This window comes from Paenibacillus sp. P32E, assembly GCF_001909085.1.
Classification (GTDB): Bacteria; Bacillota; Bacilli; order Paenibacillales; family Paenibacillaceae; genus Paenibacillus_AQ; species Paenibacillus_AQ helianthi.
Genome location: NZ_LVYY01000013.1, coordinates 47603 through 69401 on the forward strand (window position 1 = coordinate 47603; position 21799 = coordinate 69401).

The 21799-nt window shown below is 50.5% G+C and carries 14 protein-coding genes and 1 pseudogene; 4 read left to right on the forward strand and 11 right to left on the reverse strand.

Annotation, left to right across the window (positions count from 1 at the left end):
- Window positions 1-173: 173 nt before the first annotated feature.
- The 3 genes from A3848_RS13425 to A3848_RS13435 all read left to right on the forward strand — a co-directional run bounded on the left by A3848_RS13425 (window position 174) and on the right by A3848_RS13435 (window position 1902).
- The gene (locus A3848_RS13425) at window positions 174-695 is read left to right on the forward strand and encodes an O-acetyl-ADP-ribose deacetylase (protein WP_074085732.1); all 522 of its coding nucleotides are present in this window, start codon (window positions 174-176) and stop codon (window positions 693-695) included.
- Between the two features lie 129 nt (window positions 696-824).
- Window positions 825-1304 carry a signal peptidase I gene (gene lepB, locus A3848_RS13430; protein WP_143186345.1) on the forward strand — a complete coding sequence of 160 codons (480 nt, stop codon included), beginning with the start codon at window positions 825-827 and terminating at the stop codon, window positions 1302-1304.
- Window positions 1305-1440: 136 nt separating this feature from the next.
- Window positions 1441-1902, forward strand: coding sequence for a hypothetical protein (locus A3848_RS13435; RefSeq protein ID WP_178382000.1), 462 nt, complete (start codon window positions 1441-1443; stop codon window positions 1900-1902).
- On the opposite strand, the gene A3848_RS13440 is transcribed toward A3848_RS13435, so the two are convergent.
- From A3848_RS13440 to A3848_RS13485, 11 genes and pseudogenes are all read right to left on the reverse strand, one after another.
- The gene (locus A3848_RS13440) at window positions 1896-3743 is read right to left on the reverse strand and encodes a histidine kinase (RefSeq protein ID WP_074085452.1); all 1848 of its coding nucleotides are present in this window, start codon (window positions 3741-3743) and stop codon (window positions 1896-1898) included. The genes A3848_RS13435 and A3848_RS13440 overlap by 7 nt on opposite strands.
- A gap of 20 nt (window positions 3744-3763) precedes the next feature.
- On the reverse strand, window positions 3764-5302 hold the full coding sequence (locus tag A3848_RS13445; RefSeq protein ID WP_074085453.1) for a response regulator: 1539 nt from the start codon (window positions 5300-5302) through the stop codon (window positions 3764-3766).
- Between the two features lie 21 nt (window positions 5303-5323).
- Window positions 5324-6157 (reverse strand): carbohydrate ABC transporter permease, encoded by an 834-nt coding sequence (locus tag A3848_RS13450; protein WP_074085454.1) that lies wholly within the window; start codon window positions 6155-6157, stop codon window positions 5324-5326.
- Window positions 6154-7116, reverse strand: coding sequence for a carbohydrate ABC transporter permease (locus A3848_RS13455; protein ID WP_083609703.1), 963 nt, complete (start codon window positions 7114-7116; stop codon window positions 6154-6156). The genes A3848_RS13450 and A3848_RS13455 overlap by 4 nt, the downstream gene beginning before the upstream one ends.
- Window positions 7103-8530, reverse strand: a complete 1428-nt coding sequence (locus tag A3848_RS13460) for an ABC transporter substrate-binding protein (RefSeq protein WP_074085455.1) — start codon at window positions 8528-8530, stop codon at window positions 7103-7105. The genes A3848_RS13455 and A3848_RS13460 overlap by 14 nt, the downstream gene beginning before the upstream one ends.
- Window positions 8531-8760: 230 nt before the next feature.
- Entirely contained in the window at window positions 8761-11403 is a 2643-nt protein-coding gene (locus A3848_RS32945) for an Ig-like domain-containing protein (RefSeq protein WP_256702378.1), read from the reverse strand.
- Window positions 11404-11439: 36 nt separating this feature from the next.
- Window positions 11440-15243: pseudogene (locus A3848_RS32950) on the reverse strand (DUF5695 domain-containing protein); the annotation flags it as partial.
- 151 nt (window positions 15244-15394) lie between these two features.
- Window positions 15395-17350, reverse strand: coding sequence for a glycoside hydrolase family 127 protein (locus tag A3848_RS13470; RefSeq protein ID WP_074085457.1), 1956 nt, complete (start codon window positions 17348-17350; stop codon window positions 15395-15397).
- Window positions 17351-17409: 59 nt separating this feature from the next.
- The gene (locus A3848_RS13475; protein ID WP_074085458.1) at window positions 17410-18267 is read right to left on the reverse strand and encodes a carbohydrate ABC transporter permease; all 858 of its coding nucleotides are present in this window, start codon (window positions 18265-18267) and stop codon (window positions 17410-17412) included.
- A gap of 3 nt (window positions 18268-18270) precedes the next feature.
- The gene (locus A3848_RS13480) at window positions 18271-19197 is read right to left on the reverse strand and encodes a carbohydrate ABC transporter permease (protein ID WP_074085459.1); all 927 of its coding nucleotides are present in this window, start codon (window positions 19195-19197) and stop codon (window positions 18271-18273) included.
- 113 nt (window positions 19198-19310) lie between these two features.
- Window positions 19311-20669: an ABC transporter substrate-binding protein gene (locus A3848_RS13485; RefSeq protein WP_074085460.1), complete on the reverse strand. Its 1359-nt coding sequence runs from the start codon at window positions 20667-20669 to the stop codon at window positions 19311-19313.
- A gap of 212 nt (window positions 20670-20881) precedes the next feature.
- Here A3848_RS13485 and A3848_RS13490 point away from each other — a divergent pair, with 212 nt between their 5' ends.
- Window positions 20882-21772, forward strand: coding sequence for an AraC family transcriptional regulator (locus tag A3848_RS13490; protein ID WP_074085461.1), 891 nt, complete (start codon window positions 20882-20884; stop codon window positions 21770-21772).
- Window positions 21773-21799 lie beyond the last annotated feature (27 nt).

Below are 21799 nucleotides of genomic sequence, written 5' to 3' on the forward strand. Positions count from 1 at the left end.
GTTGAACAGTCTATGAACTGGCAATTCGTCATGAATCGGCAGGATAGTCCAATTCATTTCGCGAATAATCTACATGGGAGTATTTATGAGGTTGGTGAATCAGACATTATCCGAAAGGGACTGAATCATAATATATGGGGGGGATTGCTTTGGAAGTAGTAATAAATAACACAATGATTCAGCTGATTCAGGGAGATATAACAACATTAGAAGTGGATGCAATAGTCAATGCAGCGAATACAAGTTTGTTGGGTGGAGGTGGTGTAGATGGAGCCATCCATAAAGCTGGAGGAAAAGCAATATTAGAGGATTGTATGAAGATCCGTAACCAAAGAGGCGGTTGTGGGGTTGGAGAAGCGGTAATAACAACTGGAGGAAACTTGAAATGTCGATATGTATTTCATACCGTTGGTCCTGTTTGGAATGGTGGAACGCATAATGAAGAAGATATGCTAAGGAACTGCTATAAGAATTTATTGATTTTAGCTGACGCTAATGGAGTAACTAGTATTGCTATCCCAAATATAAGCACCGGAATATATAATTATCCGAAGGATCTTGCTTGTCGTATTGCCGTAGATGAAGTGACGAAGTACTTACTAGGTAAAAAATCAAAAATAAACAAGGTATTATTTGTGTGTTTTGACGAAGTGAATTATGAAAACTATATGATTGAATTAAGGAGACTTTTTTAGTATTTTGAAGACATCGCCTCCATCATCTAACACCGTATTCGCGCTATAGGCCATGCAGTCCTTGGGCTACCAGAGGGAAATACGGAGAATTGGCAAGGGCAGGCAATCCTGGGCGGCTAAGTTCGACCCGTGGAAACTCCAGAAAAGAGGGTAGATATGAAGAAATATATACTAGTGTTATTTGGTTTCATGATTATAAGCGCTTGTAATAAAAGTACAAACTATCAAACTGTCGAAATAATGGGTCCCTCAATGGAACCGACATATAAAGAGGGTCAAATAGTTAAGGTAGAAACGGATTATTATACTCAGCATGAAATAAAACGTAATGATCTTATATACTTTCATATGGATCCGAAAAATATAAAGTATGCTAAACGAGTTGTAGGGTTGCCCAACGAAAAAATAGAAGTAATGAAAGACAAAATACTAATCAATGATGTTCAAATCGTATTGCCGGTTGCTATGGTAGACAACCCAAATGTTGGTGAATACACGATAGGAGCAGATCAATATTTTGTAATTGGAGATAATTATAGCAATAGTTTGGATAGCAGGTCCTTCGGTACGATTAGCAAAGAACAAATTCTTGGGAAGATCATAGAATAACCTAGCACCAACATTTACGCTGTAATATGAAGGAAGGGCATTGATGCTGAACCGAACATCCTTTTATATAATCTTTTTCATTATAATTCTTATCTTGCTATCCATAATCGAGCCTTCCGTTAAGATGGGATTGTTCATGGCTATCATGATCACATCATTCAAATATATAGACACATTTTTGCATGAATTTGGGCATTTTTTTGCAGGGAAGCTGGTTGGGTATGAAATAGAACGTGTAGTAATCGGAGATCGGAAACCCATTTTTAGTGTAGTCGTCTTTGGAACATTATTTATATTTTGCTACGGCTTCGGCGGGTTAACTGTTCCAGGTACCCGTGTTAAGATCAGCAAGCTGCGTCTTTCTGTTTTTGCTCTCGGAGGGGTATTCTTTCAGATTTTTATTATTTGTATTACCTACATTTTATTTGGAATTGGTAGTGAAGAAAATTATTTTCTCCCCCTTCTATTTATGATTTTGAATCTAATCACCATAGTATATAACTTATACCCAAGAACCTTTATCCAAGATGGAAAGGTATACCTTAGTGATGGATTACTTTTCAAAAAAATAATAATGATGAACAAGACAGTTCAATAAGGAATGATTACGGTCACAACCGTTCCTACCCCAGGCTCCGATTGAATCTGAAGTTCCGCCAGACCTCCGTACATCAAATTCAGCCGTTTTTTGACATTTCGCAGTCCAATACCTCCGGCGTCGTGAATCAGCATGTCCTCGATATGCTCTTTGGACATCCCTACCCCATTATCTGAAACGGTAAAATACAGCCGTTCTCCGGATCTCCGTCCTGTAATCATAATCCGTCCCCCGCTCACAACCGCCTCCATACTATGGATAATAGCATTCTCCACAATAGGCTGGAGGAACAGCTTGGGAACCACCGTCCCGGGAGGCAGATTCTCTATATCGTATTCCACCTCAAACACTCCGGCATAACGTTTGCCCATAATATGTGTGTAGCTCTTCAGCCAGTTCAAATCGTCCTCGAGCAGAACCTCCTCCTGGCCGTTGTTCACAGTATACTGGAGCATAGTGGATAGGCTGACAATCATTTGACTGATCTCGCTCTCCTCCCGCTCCAGGGCCATCCAGTTGATGATATTGAGCGTGTTGTATAGGAAGTGGGGATTGAGCTGGAGGTTAAGCGCCAGCATCTCTGCTTCTTTCTCGCGTCTGGTGCTTTTGTAATTTTCCTCGATCAGCTCAAGAATCCTTTCGTTCATCTGATTGTATCTCTTCACGAGAATGCGAAATTCCAATTGCGGCTGGTCCGGAATCTTGGTGGAAAAATCACCGGCCCCGGTTAATTGAATCGCAGCCATCATTTTTTTAATCGGCTTTGTCAAATGGCTGGAAATCACATAGGCAATACCCACCGACAATAGAAGCAGGACCAGAGTAATCCCCAAATCCGTATAGCTGACGGTCGGCAGGTTGCGGACCAATTGGCGGTACGGGACAACATATACGGTTACCCATCCGGTGATCTCGGAAGCAGCATAACCAATCAACACATCCTCTTTTCCCTGCTTGACCAGAGCAGTCCCTGACACAGATGTGAACTGGTCCTTATACCATCCGTTCGCATCCGTCATCCCCAGAAGTGAATTGTCCGGATAGGTGACGATCTGTCCCTCTCTGGAGACCACATAGAAATAGGATCCCTGCACAGCAGGCGTCTGAGCCATATACTGCCGGTAATACTCTTCATTAAAATTAATCAGCAGCACCGGCCGTTCCACACGCTGAGGCCAGCTGCGGCTCATGCCGTCGATGACGGGTGAAATATTCAGCAGCCGCCCTGCAGAGAAAACCATGCGGAATTTGGCGTCCATTCCACCTAATTGAGGCTGTCCGTAGATTCTTGTCCAATCGTAGGTGGGGAACCACAGCAGGCTCCCCTTCACCTCCGCTATCTTTTGGTATATATAGGAGTGTACGAACCCGGACGGCGGAACGGAGATAAACGGTGAATTGGTGGTATAGCCCGTAGCGCCTCCCCCGAAGCTGTAATAACTGGTAACCAGCTGCACAGAATAGAAGTCCTGCTCGTTACGGAAATACTTGTTCAGAATTTCAGTTGCTTTGCGGTCCATTCTTAGCAGCTCTTCATCGGTCCGGGGCTTCTGCCGGTCAAAGAGGGTGAATAAGTCCGGGTCTGAAATGAGGTCAATGGTTCTGGATTCGATATGATTCAGCATCAAATCGCTGATCTCTGTTTTCTTTTTGACGATCTCGAGGATACTGTCTTCGGCATTGCTGACTATGATGTCCGAGCTCGTCTTATAGTTGATAACAGCGTTCGTCACCGAAGGGATCGAAATCAGCAGCACAAAACAGAGGATCAGCTTGGTTCTCAGCTTCATATTTTTCCACAGATCCCGTTTGTCACGGTAGATATACCGGTATCCAGCCATAATTCCTCCATAAAAACCATCTAGACTTCAGTCAATCTGCGCGTCAAGGCGCGGTATTCTTCCGGTGTGAGACCCGTTTCCTTTTTGAAGACTCGGTTGAAATATTTGACATCATGATACCCTAGCTGCTCAGCGATCCGGTACACCTTCTCATTAGAACTCCCAAGCATTTCTTTGGCCTCATTCAACCGTAGCCGGGTCACATATTGATTGAAGGTCAGCTGGAGCCGGCTCTTGAAAAACTGGCAGAAATAGCTGGAGCTAAAGTGAAACATGGCGGCGACCGCTTCCTGGGAAAGGTCCTCCCTATAGTGCCTGTCAATATAATCAAGACACCGTGACATCACCCCCTCCTTCCGTTCCCGCTTCGCTTCCGCCACACTATGAGCAATGTCCTCCAAAAGCCTGGCTGCGGACGCAATCAATTCCGGACAGCATCGAATGCCGTCGCCCAAGCAGGAGGCGCGCTGCAGCAGAACTTCCTGCACATCCTCTCTTATACTTTCGAGGTCATAAATCACCCTGGACAGAAGGTGCTTGACCTCCCGCACCAATTCCTCCGGTAAAGGCAGGGCCCCTTCTCCAAGCATCCGGCAGACCGCTTCCTCTGCTGCAGGCCCGAAACCTGAAAGCCCATCCCAGCCTTCGATTAACTCCTTTAACCTGCCTGGAATCCTGGGATCAGAGGTAAGCATCCGGCCGGTGTCCAGCCCCCCATCTGCCGCTAAGTATACTTGCGGCTCCCCGGGCTGTGCATAAAAGCAGCATGCAGCCGCATAGCGGGCTTCGGTATACGCACGGGCAACATCATCGTATAAATGCTCTGAAGGAGCGCTGATCCCCACAGGCAGCCCGAGCCTTACAAGCATCTGGAGCATGCCGGAGTCAGGTTGTACGCTACTTGCCACCACCAGCAGACCGGAGTCCTGCCGGGAAGTAAAACCCGTATGGAAACCAAAGGGCCGCAAGGATGCCATCACCTCTTCCGCAGCCCTTTCCCCGTTTATATAGACCACCAGCAAGCTGCCGGAGCCGCTGAATCCAAGAATAGTCAACACTTCTTCTCGGTCTGCCGGGGTCCTTAGTTTCCCTTCCAGCCAATGGTTCAGGAGACGATGCCGGTAGGCGGGTTCTGCCACATCCAGCCGGACGGCAAGCCGTTCATATTCCTGCCGGGTGGCGTACTCTTCCTTCAGGCTCTTTTCCGTCTTCTCCAGAACAGCAATGAACTTCTGCGGGTCAAGCGGCTTCAGCATATATTCGGAAGATCCAAGACTCATCGCTTTTTGCGCATATTCGAAACGGCTGTATCCGCTTAAATAAATGACCCGCCGCGGAGCAGGCTGAGGCGTAAGCTGTTCCAGGAAATGCAGTCCATCCATGAGCGGCATCCTAATGTCGGTGATAATAATCTGGAAGCAGCGGGCGCTGCAGATCTCAAGGGCCTCCCGGCCATTCCTGGCTGTAACGATCCCGTATTCCGGACGCAAGCGGCGCAGCATGCCGGAGAGTCCGGTGAGGTGAGCAGGTTCATCATCTACTAACAGAATATCGTACATGCTGTAAGCTGTACCCCCTTATTAACCCTTGATTCCGGTCATGGCAATCCCTTCAATAAAGTGGCGCTGCGCAATCAGAAAGATCACCAGCGAAGGGATCACAATGACTGTAGTCGCAGCCATCATCAGATTCCACTGTGCAGAGTAGGAGCCCTGAAATAAGGTCAGTCCCTGCATTAACGTATAGTTTTTCTCGGAGGTAATGAACGCCAGCGGTCCCAGGTAATCATTCCAGTTCGCCAAAAAAGTCAGCAAGCCGATCACAATCATCGCCTGTTTGGCCAGCGGGACGATAATCACTGCATATATCCGTACATGTCCCGCACCATCCACCTTGGCCGCCTCGTCCAGCTCGCGCGGGATGCCCAGAAAGAACTGCCGCAGCAGAAAAATATTAAACACCCCTCCGCCGAACCAGGCAGGTGCCACCAGCGGAACAAAAGTGTCCGTTAAGTGAAGTGCGTTCCAAAATACGTACTGCGGAATCATGACTACAAAGAACGGAATCATAAGTCCGGTTAATATCACCCCGAATACCTGGTCCCGCCCTTTCCAGTCGATACGCGAAAAGCTGTAGGCACACAACGAGGCGGAGAGCAGAACCCCCAGGATCGCCAATGAAGTAATAATGACGCTGTTCAGAAAGAAACGGCCAAACGGATACGCATCCAGAGCCGTACGGAAATTATCCCACTTGAAAACCTTCGGAATAAACCCCGGCGGAATCTGATACAGCTCCCCCATATCAATCAGTGACGTCCGGACCATCCAAAAGATTGGAAACAGGCAAAACAAACTTCCAATACCAAGCAGCAGGTATATCATTGCTTTATTTATCCACGATTGCTGTTTCACCGCTGCTCCCCCTTCCCTTCGTAATACACCAACGATTTGGAGAAGAAGAAAATCAAAGCGGTGAACAGGGCGATCACCAGAAACAGCAGCACAGAAATCGCACTGGCGCTACCCATCCGGGAGGATTTGAACCCTTCGTTGAACAGGTACAGTACATAAAAAAGGCTCTTGTTGTTCGGTCCGCCCTGCGTCATTACCGAAGGCTGGACAAACGCCTGAAACCCGTTAATAAAGGCAATAACCGTGTTAAAAAAGATGATGGACGAGGTCATGGGGATGGTAATATAGAACAGCTTATGGAGCCTATTCCCCCCGTCGATCTCTATCGCTTCATACAACTGGGAGGGAATGCCCTGCAGTCCAGCCAGAAAAATCACGATGGTATTGCCCAGCGTCCAAAAGCTAAAGAGGATCAAGGTCGGAACTACCGACCCTGTATCCCCCAGCCATTGCGAAGTAGGCAGATGAAGCTGCTTCAGCATGGCGTTCACAATGCCAAAATCCGGCTGCAGCAGCCACATCCATACCATGGAAGAAGCGGCTAACGGAATGATGACCGGCAAATAGAATATTCCGCGAAAAAAGGCTCTGCCTGCAATTTTCTGATTCAGCAGTACTGCAGCAAAAAAGGAAATGATAATGCCCAGAGGCACACTGACAAATACATAATAGAAGGTAGCTTTGACCGCTGGATAAAAGAAGGGGTCGGCACCCGTAAAAAGGGTCTTGTAATTGGCAATGCCGATCCACTCCGGTACCATCCCTACACTATAGTTGGTAAAACTCAGATATATGCTTGCAGCAATTGGAACAAGCACGAACAGCAGGTATCCCGCCAGTACCGGCGAAGCAAACAAAAGTCCGTAACGCAGCTCCTTGGCAGCCTGGTGTCTTTTGCTTGAATGCCGGACCGGCTTCAGGGTCTGTACCCCATTCACAGCATCCTCAAGGGGAGACATCATAACGTCCTCTGATTTCCGGCTGAATCTTTGCCTCAACCTCCTTCATCGCCTCCAGGGCGGTTTTCTTGCCGAGCCATACCTCATCCATACCGGAGAAGGTAATCGCATTCACTTTGGAAAAGTTTTTAATATAATACGACCCGTTCGGAACCCCGTTGTTCAGCAGATTGTTCATCATCGCATCCTTAAAGCCTGATGGATGAGCCGGATTGTTCTCTGCCCACTTGGCTACCAGCCCGGGATCGGTATACCATTTGGTCATCGTAGGCATCCACAATCCGCCTTTATAGAGGTCTATGGCGCCTTCCGGATTCTCCAGAAATTTCGTCAGCAGCCAGGCTTCTTCCCGATGCTTGCTGGATGTATAGATGACAGAAGCTCCGCTGATTCCCATGGGAACGCTGCGTTTCATCTTCGGAAGCACACCGATATCATAATTGACTTTGGCGGCACCGAGGTCCAGATTGATCCATTGGCCATGCATCGACATCGCTGCCAGCTTCGATTGCAGGGCAACCGCCTGGGAAGGAATCGACTTCATCTGCACCGGAGAGGGTGCCACATGATACACGTTAATTAAATCCGCCAGACGCTGGATCGCTTCCGCCGCTTCCGGCTGGCTGAACCCGAATTTCCCGTCTTTGGTCACCCATTCACCTTCATTGTTAATCACTGCCGCATGAACAGGTCCATGCCAAGTTTCAAAAGAGACGCCGAACTGCTTAATATTATCCTTATCAAATCCGGGATCGGCGGCATTTTTACCGTTTTTGTCGAGGGTTAATTGCTGGGCGACTTTTACGAATTCATCCCAGCTCCAGGCCATTTCCGGCTTGGCAGGAGGATAATCCACCTTGGCTTCATCAAATAGATCCTTGTTGTAGAACAGCCCGAAGGTTTCTCCGGCCGTACTGATTCCGTATGCGAAATCCTCGGATGACTTGAACCAGATATAATCCAAAAAGTCGCTGCGCTTCAGGTCCTTATCGGCATCCAGCAGTTCAAACATATTGACGAACTTGCCGTCCTTTTGCCAGGGGTCTGCCAGCTCGCCATGCATATAGCCCAGATCCGGTGCTTCATTCCCGGCTACCATAGCCGTAATCTTGGCATCATAATCCGCTTCCGGGATATGAATGGCATCTACTTTGATGTTCGGATATTTGTCTGTGAAGGCCTGGGTTGCCTTCTCAATAGCCGCCTTCTCCTGCGGACTGCCCCAGAAGGTGAATTTCAGCGTTACGGGTTTCCCTGACTGCTCTGCGTTTCCTTGATCCTTCGCTGCATTTCCCTTATCGCTTTCATTCTTGCCGCCAGCGTTTGAACATCCCGCCAGCAGGGTGACCATCAGCAAAATTACGGTCAGTAGCCCATATAATACTTTTCCCCGCCCTCTTCCATTGAGCTCCATCATAACCCTCCCTAAAAATTTTGTAGCATACGCTTCCTTGAATCACTTCGTTAAACCCGCTTCGAAATCGAATGCTTAAATGTGTTGATTGGGTTCCTGTTCTCATCATAGGGAATGCGCTTACATTATGAAATTCCAAATTTTTAATAATGGTGGATTATTTTCGGATGTTGGGTAGAAAAAAGAAGGTGCCTGGACCGGACCCAAGTGCACCTTCTTTACTCTTTTATTTAGTTCATAGCACGTAAAAAATTATACATGGCCTGGGTGCTCTGCGCCCGGGACACGAGTCCTTGTGGGTCAAACCGCCCGTCTCCTATCCCTTGCATAATGCCGTGAGCCACTGCCTGAGCCACTTGTGATTTCGCCCAGACCGAGATTAAGGCACTGTCCGTCAGATTTTGTAATCCGCCGCGGGAAGCCGCTTTTCCTGCCTTGTATTCGTAAGCCTTAATGAGAAGCACTGCCATTTGCTCACGGGTTATCTCGGCATCCGGTGCAAAGGCGGTTGCTGTTACCCCTTCAATCAGCCCGGCAGCATAAGCTGCTGCCACGGATTTGGTGTACCAGCTTCCGGCTGGCACATCCCGGAACGGAAGCCCTTCACCCGTGTCCTTCAGTTGAAGTGCTCTGACCAGCATCGCAGTAAACTCAGCCCTTGTTGTCGTTTGGGCTGGAGCAAAGCGGCTGTCCGTGAGCCCCGTAACCACATGTTTGGCACTGAGCGATTTCAGTGCTGTATACACCCAGTGGTCAGGGGCAACATCTATGAATGTGGCGTCATAAGACAACACGGCGTAGGTGCTGAAATGATCCAGCATCAGGACCAGCTTCTTGCTGGCCTTGTCTGCTGTCCCTCCCACATAGCTCCATTGTGAGGTGTCTCCGTTCTTCAGGTACACCCCAAGCCATTCCTCATTTACAGCCGAAGCTGCATAGGGAAGCATGGCCCGGACCCCTTGGGAAAAGGTAGACGGTGTGATTTCCGATCCGTCCGCTGTACGCAGCACCAGCCCGAATTCATAGGCCGTCCCTTCTTGACGGTAGATGCCGCTTCCATTCCCGGACGGGACTGCTCCATTGGGAACAGGCGCAAGCGTAATCAGAATTGCTGCTCCGCTGCGTTTAGCCTCTGCCAGCTTCGTTCCAAGCTCTGTCAGAACAGACGCCGGAATCTGAATAGAGGCTTCGCCATCCCGGATCACCAAGGCTCTGTTGCCCAGCAGTGCTCCGGCATGAACAGGCAGTGAAGCCTGGGTCTGTCCTGGACCCAGCGTGATCTCCACAGCAGCAGCCACCGGCCCAGAAGCGAATGCTGCTTCACCAACCACCTTCAATCCGGCAGCCGGAGCAGCTGACGATGCCGGCGTTGGTGTTGGTGTTGGTGTTGGTGTTGGTGTTGGTGTTGGTGTTGGTGTTGGTGTTGGTGTTGGTGTTGGTGTTGGTGTTGGTGGTGTTGGTGTTGGTGTTGGTGTTGGTGTTGGTGTTGGTGTTGGTGTTGGTGTGACCGTCGGACCTGTCACGGTAACCTTCGCTCTGGCTGCCAAATCCGTACCTTCCACTGCACCGCTCACTGTGAAGCTTCCGGCACCGGCATACTGATGCGGGGCGATAGTCTGCCAGACTACGGGGACCGTCCGGGAAGTTGAATCGCTGTATACTGCCGTAACTACCGACGGCAGCAGCGGTGCATTCCCAGCTGTTGTCACGACCTCCACATCCTGAAGGCTCACAATGACAGGGGCCTCTGAATCAAGCACGGTAACCTTGGCCACCGCGTGCTGATCTGTTCCGCCAGCGGTTCCAGTCACGGTGAAGCCTCCCGGCACCGCATACGATACAGGGTCAATGCCCTGCCAGATGACGGAGGTTTCACCAATCGTATGATCGGAGTACGTTGCCTGTACTACCGTTGGCAGCACCGGAGCGACCCCTACTGTTGTGGTAATGTGTACCTCTTTCAGCTCCACAATCGTTCGTTTCACAGCTTCAGTTACGGTTACCGTGGCTGCTGCAGGCCAAGTAGTGCCTTCCACTTGTCCTGAAACCACAAACTCTCCAGGCCGTGCGTAGTCCTCTTCCGGCACACTGTTCCAGCTGACCTCAGCAGTCCCTTCACTTCCGTTCTCATATTTCACTTGAACCGTGTCCGGCAAGACAGGTGCAACGGTTGCCGCCGTCGTTACGCTGACCGGTTCCACGCTTTGAATGTCCTTGTCTTCATACAATGCTTTTACCTGTGAAGCGTCCATTGCCCCGCTGTAAATGCGGAAATCATCAAGCCCGGCATTCAGCTGTGCCCCGTTGCCATAACCGGAGACACCGATTCGCTTCACATCGTTAGTAGCTGTAATGGTGCCCGGCGAACCATCGGTGTCCACCTGCTGGGCCACGCCGTTTCTGTAGATGACTCCGGTCTTAGTCACCGCATCGAACGTGAAGACCACATGGGTCCATTCATTCAGCGGCAAAAACGCCTCAGGCGACTGTTTCACATAGAAGCCGTTTGCTCCATCTACGTATACAATACTGGAGTTGCCGTTATAGGTGATAAAAAATCCGTTGCCCGCGTAGTTGCCCTCAGGCTTGAACCACAGCAGCACATTCTCCTTGTCATTCATGGCACCGGTGCGTTTGACCCAATAGGACAGCGTCATACTGCCTGGCTGGAGGGCAGGATCAGTGCCGGCAGAGATATAATTGCCGCCCGCTCCACTGAAGGTCAACGCTCCATTCTTATGCCCTTGAGCCTCCCAATCGAGGCTGCCAAGAACCGTTCCTTCATGTCCGTTTCCCGAAGCATCAGCAATGGCAGTACCCTGACCTTCATCGAAGTTATAGCGCAGCACAAGCTCAGGAAAAGGGGGGATCACCCTCTTAGTTACGGTAACCTTAGCCTGAACCGCCGTCTGTGTTCCGATAACGGTTCCGTTTACGGTAAATGTAGAACCCTCCTTGTCATACAGTGCAGGAGTTACCGTCTCCCACTGTACAGAAACTACAGACTGGCTTCCATCCTCCAGGCTGGCGGTAACCGTTGACGGAAGCTTCGGCGCCTGCTTGGCCGGTGTTGTAAGCACTACATCCTCTACCGAGATAATGTGGCCTGCAGGGGCAAGCAGCGCAGTGATTTCATCCGGACTCAGCGCTCTGCTGTAGATCCGGAAGTCGTCGACCAACCCATCCATATACGGGTCGGCAAATTGCGATTTGCCAATGTAGTTGTTTTTGGTTTTACCGAGATCTGACGGTTTGAGCGTCATATGGTCATTTCTGCCCGCCTCCACACCGTCGATATATAAGACCCCCAGAGAGCCGGACAATGTCACGGCTACATGCTTCCACTCGCCGGCAGGGAGAGCCGGACCATCAATGGTCTGCTCTTGACCCGGGGCATTCCCGCCGGTCGAAATACCGAACCGGGTAATGGAGCCGGCTTTGGGTGACAGGAACATATAGGTGCTTGTTCCGGTGCCAAAATCGAAGATCCGCGAATAGGTTCCAACGCTGTCCATCTTCACCCAGGCTGACACGGTAACCGCATCCGCACGGCTCAGCAGGCCTTCGGGCATTTTCACATAGGCATCCTGGCCGCTCAGCTCAAGCGCATGATTGAGTTTGCCCGGAAGCCAGGAGGCAGCTCCCAGCACATTGCCGTCCTTACTGCTTCCGGAATCATCGGCTGCCACTGTACCGGATGTTTCATCGAAGTCATAATGCACAAGCAGCTCCGGCAGCGGCGGCGGTGCCAAGGCTGTCACCGTAACCGTATCACTGCCCTCAAGCTCCGAATCGCTTACAATCAGCTTAAACACATAAGTTCCCGGCTTCGTTGCCGTGAACGAAGTGAATAGCGCCGCACTTTTGCCAAACACAACCTCACCGTCTTCCGGTCCGGACACCAGGGACCATACCGGGGTCAGCGTTCCCTTCGGCAGACCATCGTCTTGGGCTGTACCGCGAAGCATGGCATCGTCCACTTGCAGCGTGTAGGTGAAATCTGCTCCCGCATCAACCGAGGGGACCTGATTGTCATCCGGCTCTGTGGCACTCAGTTCTACCGTATATGCAACTGCCGGTCCGGCTTCAATCGTCAGCTTCGCTTCATCCCCGAACGCATTCAGCTTGCCCGCAGGCTCACCATCGATGGTGATAAGATAGGCTCCTTTTACCAGACCGTTCAGGGTAAGCGTCGTTTCATGTGCATAGCCAGGTGTCAAATTACGCAGGCTGAACTTGGCATAGTCCTTATTGGCAGACAGTCTCGCTTCGGTAAACTGATCTTTATCCAGCTCGGTATAGAGCTTTTCGGTAATCAGATTGATCCGTTTGAAGAGACCGTCTGTAGGCGTGATATCGTAATAGACAGAATCCGTCACTGTAACATCCGCCCCGTAGCCTGTTACCCCGAAGATCGGATCGACGGCAATGTCCGCACTTAGAATCTGCAGCGTACCGAACAATCCCAGATCCGCTTCCCCGGTCATACCTTTCCATCCGTTCAGAAGCGGAACATTCCGTCCGCCGCCGGTTCCATTGGTGCCGTTATTTCCTTTCTCGGCCTGGTAGGTCCAGGCTGCAGCTCCGTAATTCTCCGGATCATCGCTGATCTGCCCGGAGTTGATGGCACTGAGATTAGCCAGCTTGGCCGCATAAGACAACCGCTGCTCCTCTTCCCGGTTGGCTGTGGAATGATAGCGGATCCAGTCGTCCATCGCATATCCGGCCAGCGACACGCTGTACTGGAAGTTCCACCAGCTTTCTCCTGTAATGGTTACCGGATCAGCGTAGTAGTACCAGACAGGCATCTGTCCACGTGAGGCCCGCGTCTTGGCATTGATTTTACCCATCATCTCCAGCGCTTTGGCCTGTTCCAGGTCATTGTCTTTTTGCATCTTTGCCAGGGTGTATACCGCTTCCTCCCCGGTGTTGTCATAGCTGTATTCCGAACCGTAAGGGTACTTATTGTTTTTGAAATTATTATATTTGCGGAGCATCTTGGCCCGGATATCATTGGCTTCGTCCACATAGCCTTCATTGTCAAGCGCTTGAATGATATCCGGTGTGGTCAGCTCTCCCATAAGTCCAGTCTCCCAGTTGTAAGAAACGGGGCCTTCATACAGCGCCTTCAAAATATTATAAGCCCGCAGCAAATAGGTCTCCTTGGAATGCTTATAGGCAACCAGCTCAGGGTAATTGGCGGCAATTTTGTACATGCTGAAATACGTATTATAGATATGAGGATAGGCGTAACCACGATAGGTAGGTGTTGTATTCGGCTCCTTCATCAGGAAGTCATGAATCAGATAATCCTCATGATGGCCATTCATCAGTTGGTTCCAGATGGCCGTTTCCAGATAGTCATCCACTGCCGTGATTTCCGAAGCTACAGGACTCAGGGCATTTTTTTCGGCTAAAAACTGTCCATGCGTCAATCCCCAGTCATCGCCCCAGCCCCAGTAGCCGCTGAAGTTATTCCGTTTGGACTTCGTGTTCATCATCCAGTCGTCAAACACTTTGTCGCGTATATCCCCTGGGAGATTCCACTGGGTTTGTTCAACCATAAAGTTCGCATGGTCCTCCAGCGCCCGGTCAACCGCATCGATACCATAAAATTGCAGCACGGTTGTGAGACCGCTTCCATATTGGACCGTAACATGCTGCGGCCCCAGCTTGCCCAGACTGAATTCATAAATGTGATGATCTCCGCTCTTCTGCTCAAGCAGGGGAACATCGGTCCCGTCATCCAGCTTCACGCTGTGAATGTCAGCTTTGGTGCGCAGATCGAACTTGGCCTTCTGGTTCAACGGCACAATCATGCCCGGGACAACGGTTACGTCTATCAGCCCTTCCTGAACCAGCATGTCCTTGGCTTCCTGCTCATTCGCTACAGCAAGCAGCTGAAAGCCGTAGGTTTTGCTCTCCCCGGCAGCCAGCGTCAGGCTGGTATGTGGCAGATAACCCCGGTTGGTCGATTTGATCACATTGGAATGAATATAAAAGACATTCAAGCCCTCGATCCATTTGCCTTCATTCTCGGGGTTCCAGGCCCACTTGCTGCCCGGATGCTCTTCATTGCGCCAGCGGTCCTGATACTCAAAGCCCGCACCGGTAGCGGCATCCGGCATCAGCATCAGATAGGAGCCAATCCCGCTGGGTCTGCCTGCTGTAATATAAGAACCGCTGCCCCCAACAAAGGAGTGGGTGACCACACGAGTCTCGTAAATGGCGTCCCCGTACGTCCACTGTTCATTGAAGGGAAGCGGAAGCCCAATATCTCCGAACTCCAGGCTTTTGCCGCTGGTGTTGGCGACATGAATATCCCACTGGAGTGAGCCATCTGCTTCCATAGTATAGGTTTCAACCAGCTTGAAATCGTGTATTCCGCCGGCGTTTGCGGAGTTTTCGTAGGTGACTGTCACCTTACTGCCGTCCTGGTCTATGGTCCGGACATCCCCGGATTGATTGGTAGATGCCTTGGTCCATTCGCCTCCATCCAGGCGATAGGTGAAGAGCAGCTCGCCAAGCCACTGATGATCTGCTGTATCCTGCTCGGGTGTTACTGTCTTGTTCATCACATACTCGGTCGGGAAGGCGTCGCCTTTGATTTTCAGCGATGAAATTTCACCGTATTGCCCGGTTTCAATGAGCAGCTTGTCGCTTGTCAGTTCATACGCGCCGGCTTTCGACGGAAGAAGAATAATGGATAGCACCGCCAGCGTCCAGAAGACCGCTCCTGTAAGTATCCTATTCGGTGTTAATCTTGGCTGCTGTGTTGCATCAGAAGTCTTGAATATCATGCTTGAATCATCCCCTTCGATGTATGTTATTATCGTTGTTATACGTATTCAACTGTATTCAGCACTACTGTTCTTCCCCAATCCAGACGGACATTTCCCCTTCCCCGCGATTGGCCCAGGCAAAATACGGAATGAACTTCAGCTGCACCTCCCTGCTCTTCAAGGGGGGTCCACTGCTGTACAGCTCCTCCCCCCAGCCTGCTTCCGGCAGCATCCGTCTACCGGAAACTGAAATCGTCCGGATGCCCTCAGGGAAACCAGCTTCCTCTGCAAGTGAATATTCATTGCCCTGCGGCAGCCGCAGCTGATACAGTCTTGTGCCGTTATCGGCCTCCTCCAGGCAATAGACGAAAGGACCGCGCTGCAGGGCTACTTTGGAAAAGGTCTGGCGGATATGCGGATGACCTTTCATCGGCGTGACCGGCATCGCAAACTGCAGCTCAAGGGTATCACCGGATACCCACTTGCGGGTCAGGTGAATATATCCGTCCGCATTTCCTGCATGATGCGTCCGGGATTGGCCGTTAAGCGAAACCTGGACTTCATGGCACCAATCCGGCATACGCAGCGCAATCGTAAATTCACTGGCTTGTTCAGGAGTAACGCTCAAGCGGACTTTGCCATCCGAAGTATAGCTGGAGATTTGTTCAATAACGGCGGATATGCCATTCATTATCCTTGCGGTACGGCCCCCGATGTAGAGTTCAACGTATAAGGTATCGCCTTTTGTTGAATAAATGTAGTCTCCGAGCGAGGCGATCAGACGGGCCACATTCGGCGGACAGCAGGCGCAGGTAAACCAGCCTTGGCGCACAGCTTTTACATGATTGTAGTTCTTGTTCTTACCCAGTACTTCCGGATACACCTCTAGCGGATTCACATAGAAAAATTTGGTGCCATCCAGGGACATTCCGCTGATTACGGTATTATAGAGCGCCCGCTCCATGACATCCGCATATTTGCTGGTGTGCTCCAGCTCCAGCATGCGCCGGGCAAAAAAGATCAGCCCCACGGAAGCACAGGTTTCGGCATAGGCCAGGTCCGGCGGCAAATCATAATCCGCGGTAAAAGATTCCCCCTGCTCCATGGACCCGATGCCGCCCGTAATGTACATCCGTTTGTTCACAATGTTGTCCCACAGCTTCCGGCAGGCTTCCAGCAGCCCGGCATCCTTGGTCTCAAGGGCAATGTCGGCCATCGCCGTACACATATAGACCAGACGTACCGCATGCCCCTCCGCTGTGGTCTGCTCTCTGACAGGCAGATGCGATTGGCTGTACAGATGATCATGAACCATGGACAGCTGGGGGAAATGCAGGGTCCGGCCGCGCTTTTTCCATTCCTGTTCAAAGTAATGGGGCTGCTGTCCCCGCTGGTCCAGGAAATAGCGGCTTAACTCCAGATACTTCTCTTCACCTGTGACCTGGAACAATTTCACCAGCGCCAGTTCAATCTCCTGATGCCCGTCGTAGCCTTGCAGCTTGCCGGGCTCCGCTCCGAATACGGCTGCAATGTAATCCGCATACCGGCTCACCGCGTCGAGCAGCTTTCTTTTGCCGGTGGCCCTGAAATAGGCTGTTGCCGCTTCAATTAAATGTCCAGCGCAATAGAGCTCGTGGCATTCCGCCAGATTAGTCCACTCCTTGCCCGGTTCTTTTAGCATAAAGTAGGTATTCAGATAACCGTCATCCCTCTGGGCTTCAGCAAGCAGCTCAATGACGCCGTCCGCAATCTCCTCAAGCGCAGAATCCCGCTTAGTCTCCAGTAGGTACGCCACAGCCTCCAGCCATTTGCCTACGTCACTGTCCTGAAAGACCATTCCGTAGAACTCGCCTGCCTCCCGGCCCGCCGCAATCTTGAAATTACGGATTGCATGGCTGGGCTCAGCCCCTTCAACACGGTCATTCAGCGCCTCCCACTGATAAGGAACCATAACCTCGCGGACCAGACGGATATATTCCGACCAGAACGGATCATGAATCTGAACCCTGCCTGAAGCCGGTGTGGTATTATCATTCATTAATGGAACTCTCCTCTCATCTCTGTTACAGATCACCTGCCCGTGGCAGCCTTACAACCTTACCCCTTGACTCCGCCAACCGTTAACCCTTCCATGAAGAAGCGCTGGAAAAATAAGAACAGAACCAGAATAGGCAAAATGGCCAGGACGGCTCCCGCGATCAGCGCTTCATAGTTATTGCCCAAGGGAGAGACAAAGGAAGCGAGCCCGATCGGCAAGGTGAATTGCTCGGTCGTCCGCAGCACGATCAGCGGCCACAGGAAGTTATTCCAGCTGTTCATGGCCTGTAGGATGGTAATCGCCCCAAACGCCGGGGCCATCAGCGGCACCATGATTCTGAAGAAGATTCCGTACTCCGAGCATCCGTCCATCCGGCCCGCATCCATGAAGTCCTTGGGCAGACCAAGCGCAAATTGGCGGAAGAAAAAGATGGGCAGCGGGGAGACCACAAAGGGCAGAATAACCCCCCAGATGGTGTTGATCAGCTTCAGCGAAATCATTAGCTTATAGAGCGGCAGCAGAATAATCTCCACAGGAATCATCATCACCACGAGCACCAGAGTAAAAATAAAATTCCGGCCGCGAAAACGGTACATTCCCAGCCCGTAGCCTACCATTGAAGAGAACAGCAGACTCAGCAGGGTGAACAGCGTGGTAATAAGCAGACTATTCTTATACCAGCCAAAATAATTGCCGGCCGCCCCCTGCCCCGAAAAGATGCTTTTGTAATTGTCCAGACTCATCAAATTGAAATCCAGCCGGACATTCAGGCCGTAGCGGAACAATTCTGTAGCAGGCTTCAGGGAAGCAAGGAACAAGGCATATAACGGAAATAACATCAGGGCCGCCAGAATCACAAATAAAAGCACAAGCAGCAGAGAGGAGAAGCTGAATTTGGATTTTTCTATAGTCCGCATGCTCTAGTCCTCCTTCTTAAACATGCCGGTGAGCGTTAATTGAACCAGGCTGACCAATAAGGTAATCCCCAGCAAGGTGATCCCGATGGCCGAACCAAAACCAAGATTGAAATACTGGAATCCCTGCTGATAGATATATCCGACAATGGTCAGTCCAATGTTTTGCGGCGAAGGCTTGCCTGCCCATAGCATATAGCTCTCGGTGAACATGGCATAACCGCCATATATAGTGATCGTCACGACATAAATCGTGATCGGCTTCAGCAGGGGGATCGTAATTCTGATTAATTTCCGGAAAGCGCCAGCCCCGTCGATGTCAGCCGCTTCGTACAGCTCGGCGGGAATGCTCTGCAGTGCAGACAGGAAATATAGAATATTGATGCCGATCCACCTCCAGCCGGCCAGTACAAGCAGGGCGAACATTCCCAGACTGGAGCTGTAGAGCCAGCGCTGGCTGGATATCCCGAATAGATGCAGAATCGTATTCATCAACGCGCCGTCAAGTTCACCAAAAATGAGACGGAACACCACACCTGCAACGACTACAGACGTAAGCGCCGGAATAAACAAGGTAGATCTGAAAAAATTGCTCCACGGCATCTTTTTCGAATGGAGCAGAACAGCCAGAATCATGGGCACCGGTATCAGCAGCAGGAGTGTCCAGACAGTGTATCGGCTGCTGTTGTAGAGTGCCGCTCCGAAATCCTCATTCCAGAGTCCTCTGTAGTTATCAAGTCCGGTAAACGACACCTCTCCCGGGAGCACTTCCTGAAAGCTCATGACCCCTGCATTAATCAGCGGGTACGCAAAGAAGACGGCGAATGACAAGAGAAACGGGAGTACGAACACATAGGGTGCCAATTTTTGAGAATTCCCCAGCTGGTAACTCCTTCTTCTTGGGTTTTTGGTCAACTCTCTTTCTATCTGCATAACCAAACCTCCACTCTTTTGTGCTGTGAATATTTCCGGAAAATGTATGGATATGAAGGAGAATGTTCCATTCCCCTTCACAGCTTGTGTGCGCTTTCATATGTGGGGAAATCTTATTTCAGGCTGTCCTGCACTTCCTTCAGGACCTTGGCCGGGTCCTTCATGTCAATGAAGATTTGCGGCATCGCTTTGTTGCGGATGGCATCGAATACCTCAGGCGATTTCTCGCGGATATGGACCGGAGCAATTTCATCCTTGACGCTGAGCAGCGTATCAAAGATATCGGTACCGAAATAATCGGTGAATTTGTTCGATTCCTTCATGGCCGGATCACTCCAGACATCCGTGCGGATCGGGTCGAAGCCCAGCTGCTTCCAAATCTGCAGGTTGCCTTCCTTGGACAGCTTGGCGTAAGCCAGGAATTCCTTGATCAGATCAGGATTTTTCGCCTGATTGGTAATCGAGGTTGCGGTCCCGCCCATCCCTGCGGAGCGGTTGCCGCCTTCTACCCAAGCCGGCATCGGACGGATGATGACTTTTCCCTTGAGATCCGGGATATGGTCGGTGAAACGGTTCATGAACCAGAATGGCATGAAGACCGAAGCGGCGCCGCCCGAATCCATATAGCCGAAATATTCTTCTGTATCATGGCCGGCGCCAGGAGCGACAGCAGCGACACCTTCCTTCACCATCTTCTGGAAGAATTCCATCGTTTTCACATTGACCGGTGTATCCACAGTAACATTGCCGTTCTCATCCACCTGATCAGAGCCCTGCTGGCTGATCGCCGGCCACCAGGACCAGTTGCCGTTGCCTTCAAATGTGATCATCGGCTTACCTGTCTTATCCAGCATCTGTTTGCCTGCCGTCTCAAAGTCAGCCCAGGTCTTGATGGTGTCAGGATTGATTCCTGCCTGGTCAAGCATTTCTTTGTTGTAATACATGACGGTCGCACCCACATGGTAATCAATACCATAGTACGTTTTGTCTTTGCTGTAGATTTCCACTCTCGACTTCACAATGTTGCCAAGCTCAGGCTCCACAATGTCGTTCAAGGACACGAGCTGCGGCGTTCCCTTCATAAAGTTCGGAAACTTGCTCTGCTCGATATCAACCAGATCCGGTGCGCCTACACCCGATTGCAGGGCTACCAGCAGCTTGGTGTGCATATCGTCATAAGGTATGGTGGTCGCTTCCAGCGCAATGGTTTTATCCGGATGACTCTCATTCCAGCTTGCCGCCATGCTCTCATAGAACTTCTGATGCGCGTCAACAAAGGTCCAGAATACTACTTTTTCCGCCTGAGCAGGAGGTTTTGCTGTTTCACTGCCTTCAGTTGCCTTACTGCCGTTGTTGCTTGCTGCCGGCTGGTTCGTAGGGGATGTCTCTTTATTCCCGTTACCACCGCAGCCGCTGAGCCCCATGACCAGAATCAACAATAATACCGTCGTGCACAGAAATGCTTTTTTCATTCAGCTTCCTCCTTGAACGATATATACTTAGCCCTTTACGGGAATAAGCCAGTATTTTGCATTTCATCCGTCAGAAAAAACAACTTCAACTTTTAGCTATTCAACTTTTTAGAAAGCGCTTTATTAATAATAATACATGTTGTATCATGAAAAAAAACGCAGGATTCCAACCTTATTTTTAATCATTTCAACCTGCTTGGAGGAAAAATAAAATGAACTCGCCTATTCTCCATTTTATCTCTCCGCCTATTCCCTACTTCGTCGATTGCGGACATGCCACCTATGCCGCAGGGGATGTTCACATCAACCGCAACTGTATCGGCGTATTTGATCTTATCGTTGTGCTGAAGGGAATCCTCCCCGTCGGTGAGGACGGCAAGGAGTGGAAGCTGCATGAAGGTGAAATCCTCATTCTCCGTCCGGACGGCCATCATTACGGCTCTGCACCCTGCACCGAGGATACGAAGATCATCTGGATTCATTTTCAGACCTTTGGCAGCTGGAAGGAATGTATGAGTATGGATGAATGTCTGGAATCTCAGGTCACACTGATCGAGAGCCATAAGCAAAAAGCCTACCTCAATCATGCCGATGTCTGCTCGATTTATATTCCCAAGCATATGAAAATCTCCAGGAAGGCGATGGAGGTGCTGGACCTGTTTTTTGAGCAGGAGCATGAGCCGCAATCCCTGCGCAACTGGAAACGCCAAGCTTCCTTCCAATCCTTCCTCCAGCACCTGGACCGTGACCTGGCCTCCCCTTCCGATGCTACTGCCATTCAGCTTGCCGAAAAGGTGGAATTGTTCATCCGCCATAACTATACTCGTGACATCAACAATCCCATGCTGCAGAAGGAACTCAATTATCATCCGAATTATTTGGCCAAAAGCATGCTCAAAACCTATGGCATGACCCCCATGGCATATCTGCAGAATTACCGTGTGGAACAGTCCAAGCGCCTTCTACTGCAGACCTCCTGGTCCGTTACCCGGATCGCCGAGGAGGTGGGCTTCCACCACGTTTCCCATTTCTCCTCGTGCTTCTCCAAGAAGGAGGGGTTATCTCCCTCCGGCTTCCGCAGCAAATTCATTCAGAAACGCTAGGCAAGCAAATAGGGAATAAAAAAGGGA

Coding starts and splice junctions, on each gene's coding strand:
- A3848_RS13485 (WP_074085460.1), bottom strand. CDS start 20,669: ATGAAAAAAGCATTTCTGTGCACGACGGTATTATTGTTGATTCTGGTC.
- A3848_RS13470 (WP_074085457.1), bottom strand. CDS start 17,350: ATGAATGATAATACCACACCGGCTTCAGGCAGGGTTCAGATTCATGAT.
- A3848_RS13480 (WP_074085459.1), bottom strand. CDS start 19,197: ATGCAGATAGAAAGAGAGTTGACCAAAAACCCAAGAAGAAGGAGTTAC.
- A3848_RS13445 (WP_074085453.1), bottom strand. CDS start 5,302: ATGTACGATATTCTGTTAGTAGATGATGAACCTGCTCACCTCACCGGA.
- A3848_RS13460 (WP_074085455.1), bottom strand. CDS start 8,530: ATGGAGCTCAATGGAAGAGGGCGGGGAAAAGTATTATATGGGCTACTG.
- A3848_RS13425 (WP_074085732.1), top strand. CDS start 174: ATGATTCAGCTGATTCAGGGAGATATAACAACATTAGAAGTGGATGCA.
- A3848_RS13440 (WP_074085452.1), bottom strand. CDS start 3,743: ATGGCTGGATACCGGTATATCTACCGTGACAAACGGGATCTGTGGAAA.
- A3848_RS13435 (WP_178382000.1), top strand. CDS start 1,441: ATGGCTATCATGATCACATCATTCAAATATATAGACACATTTTTGCAT.
- A3848_RS13475 (WP_074085458.1), bottom strand. CDS start 18,267: ATGCGGACTATAGAAAAATCCAAATTCAGCTTCTCCTCTCTGCTGCTT.
- A3848_RS13455 (WP_083609703.1), bottom strand. CDS start 7,116: ATGTCTCCCCTTGAGGATGCTGTGAATGGGGTACAGACCCTGAAGCCG.
- A3848_RS13490 (WP_074085461.1), top strand. CDS start 20,882: ATGAACTCGCCTATTCTCCATTTTATCTCTCCGCCTATTCCCTACTTC.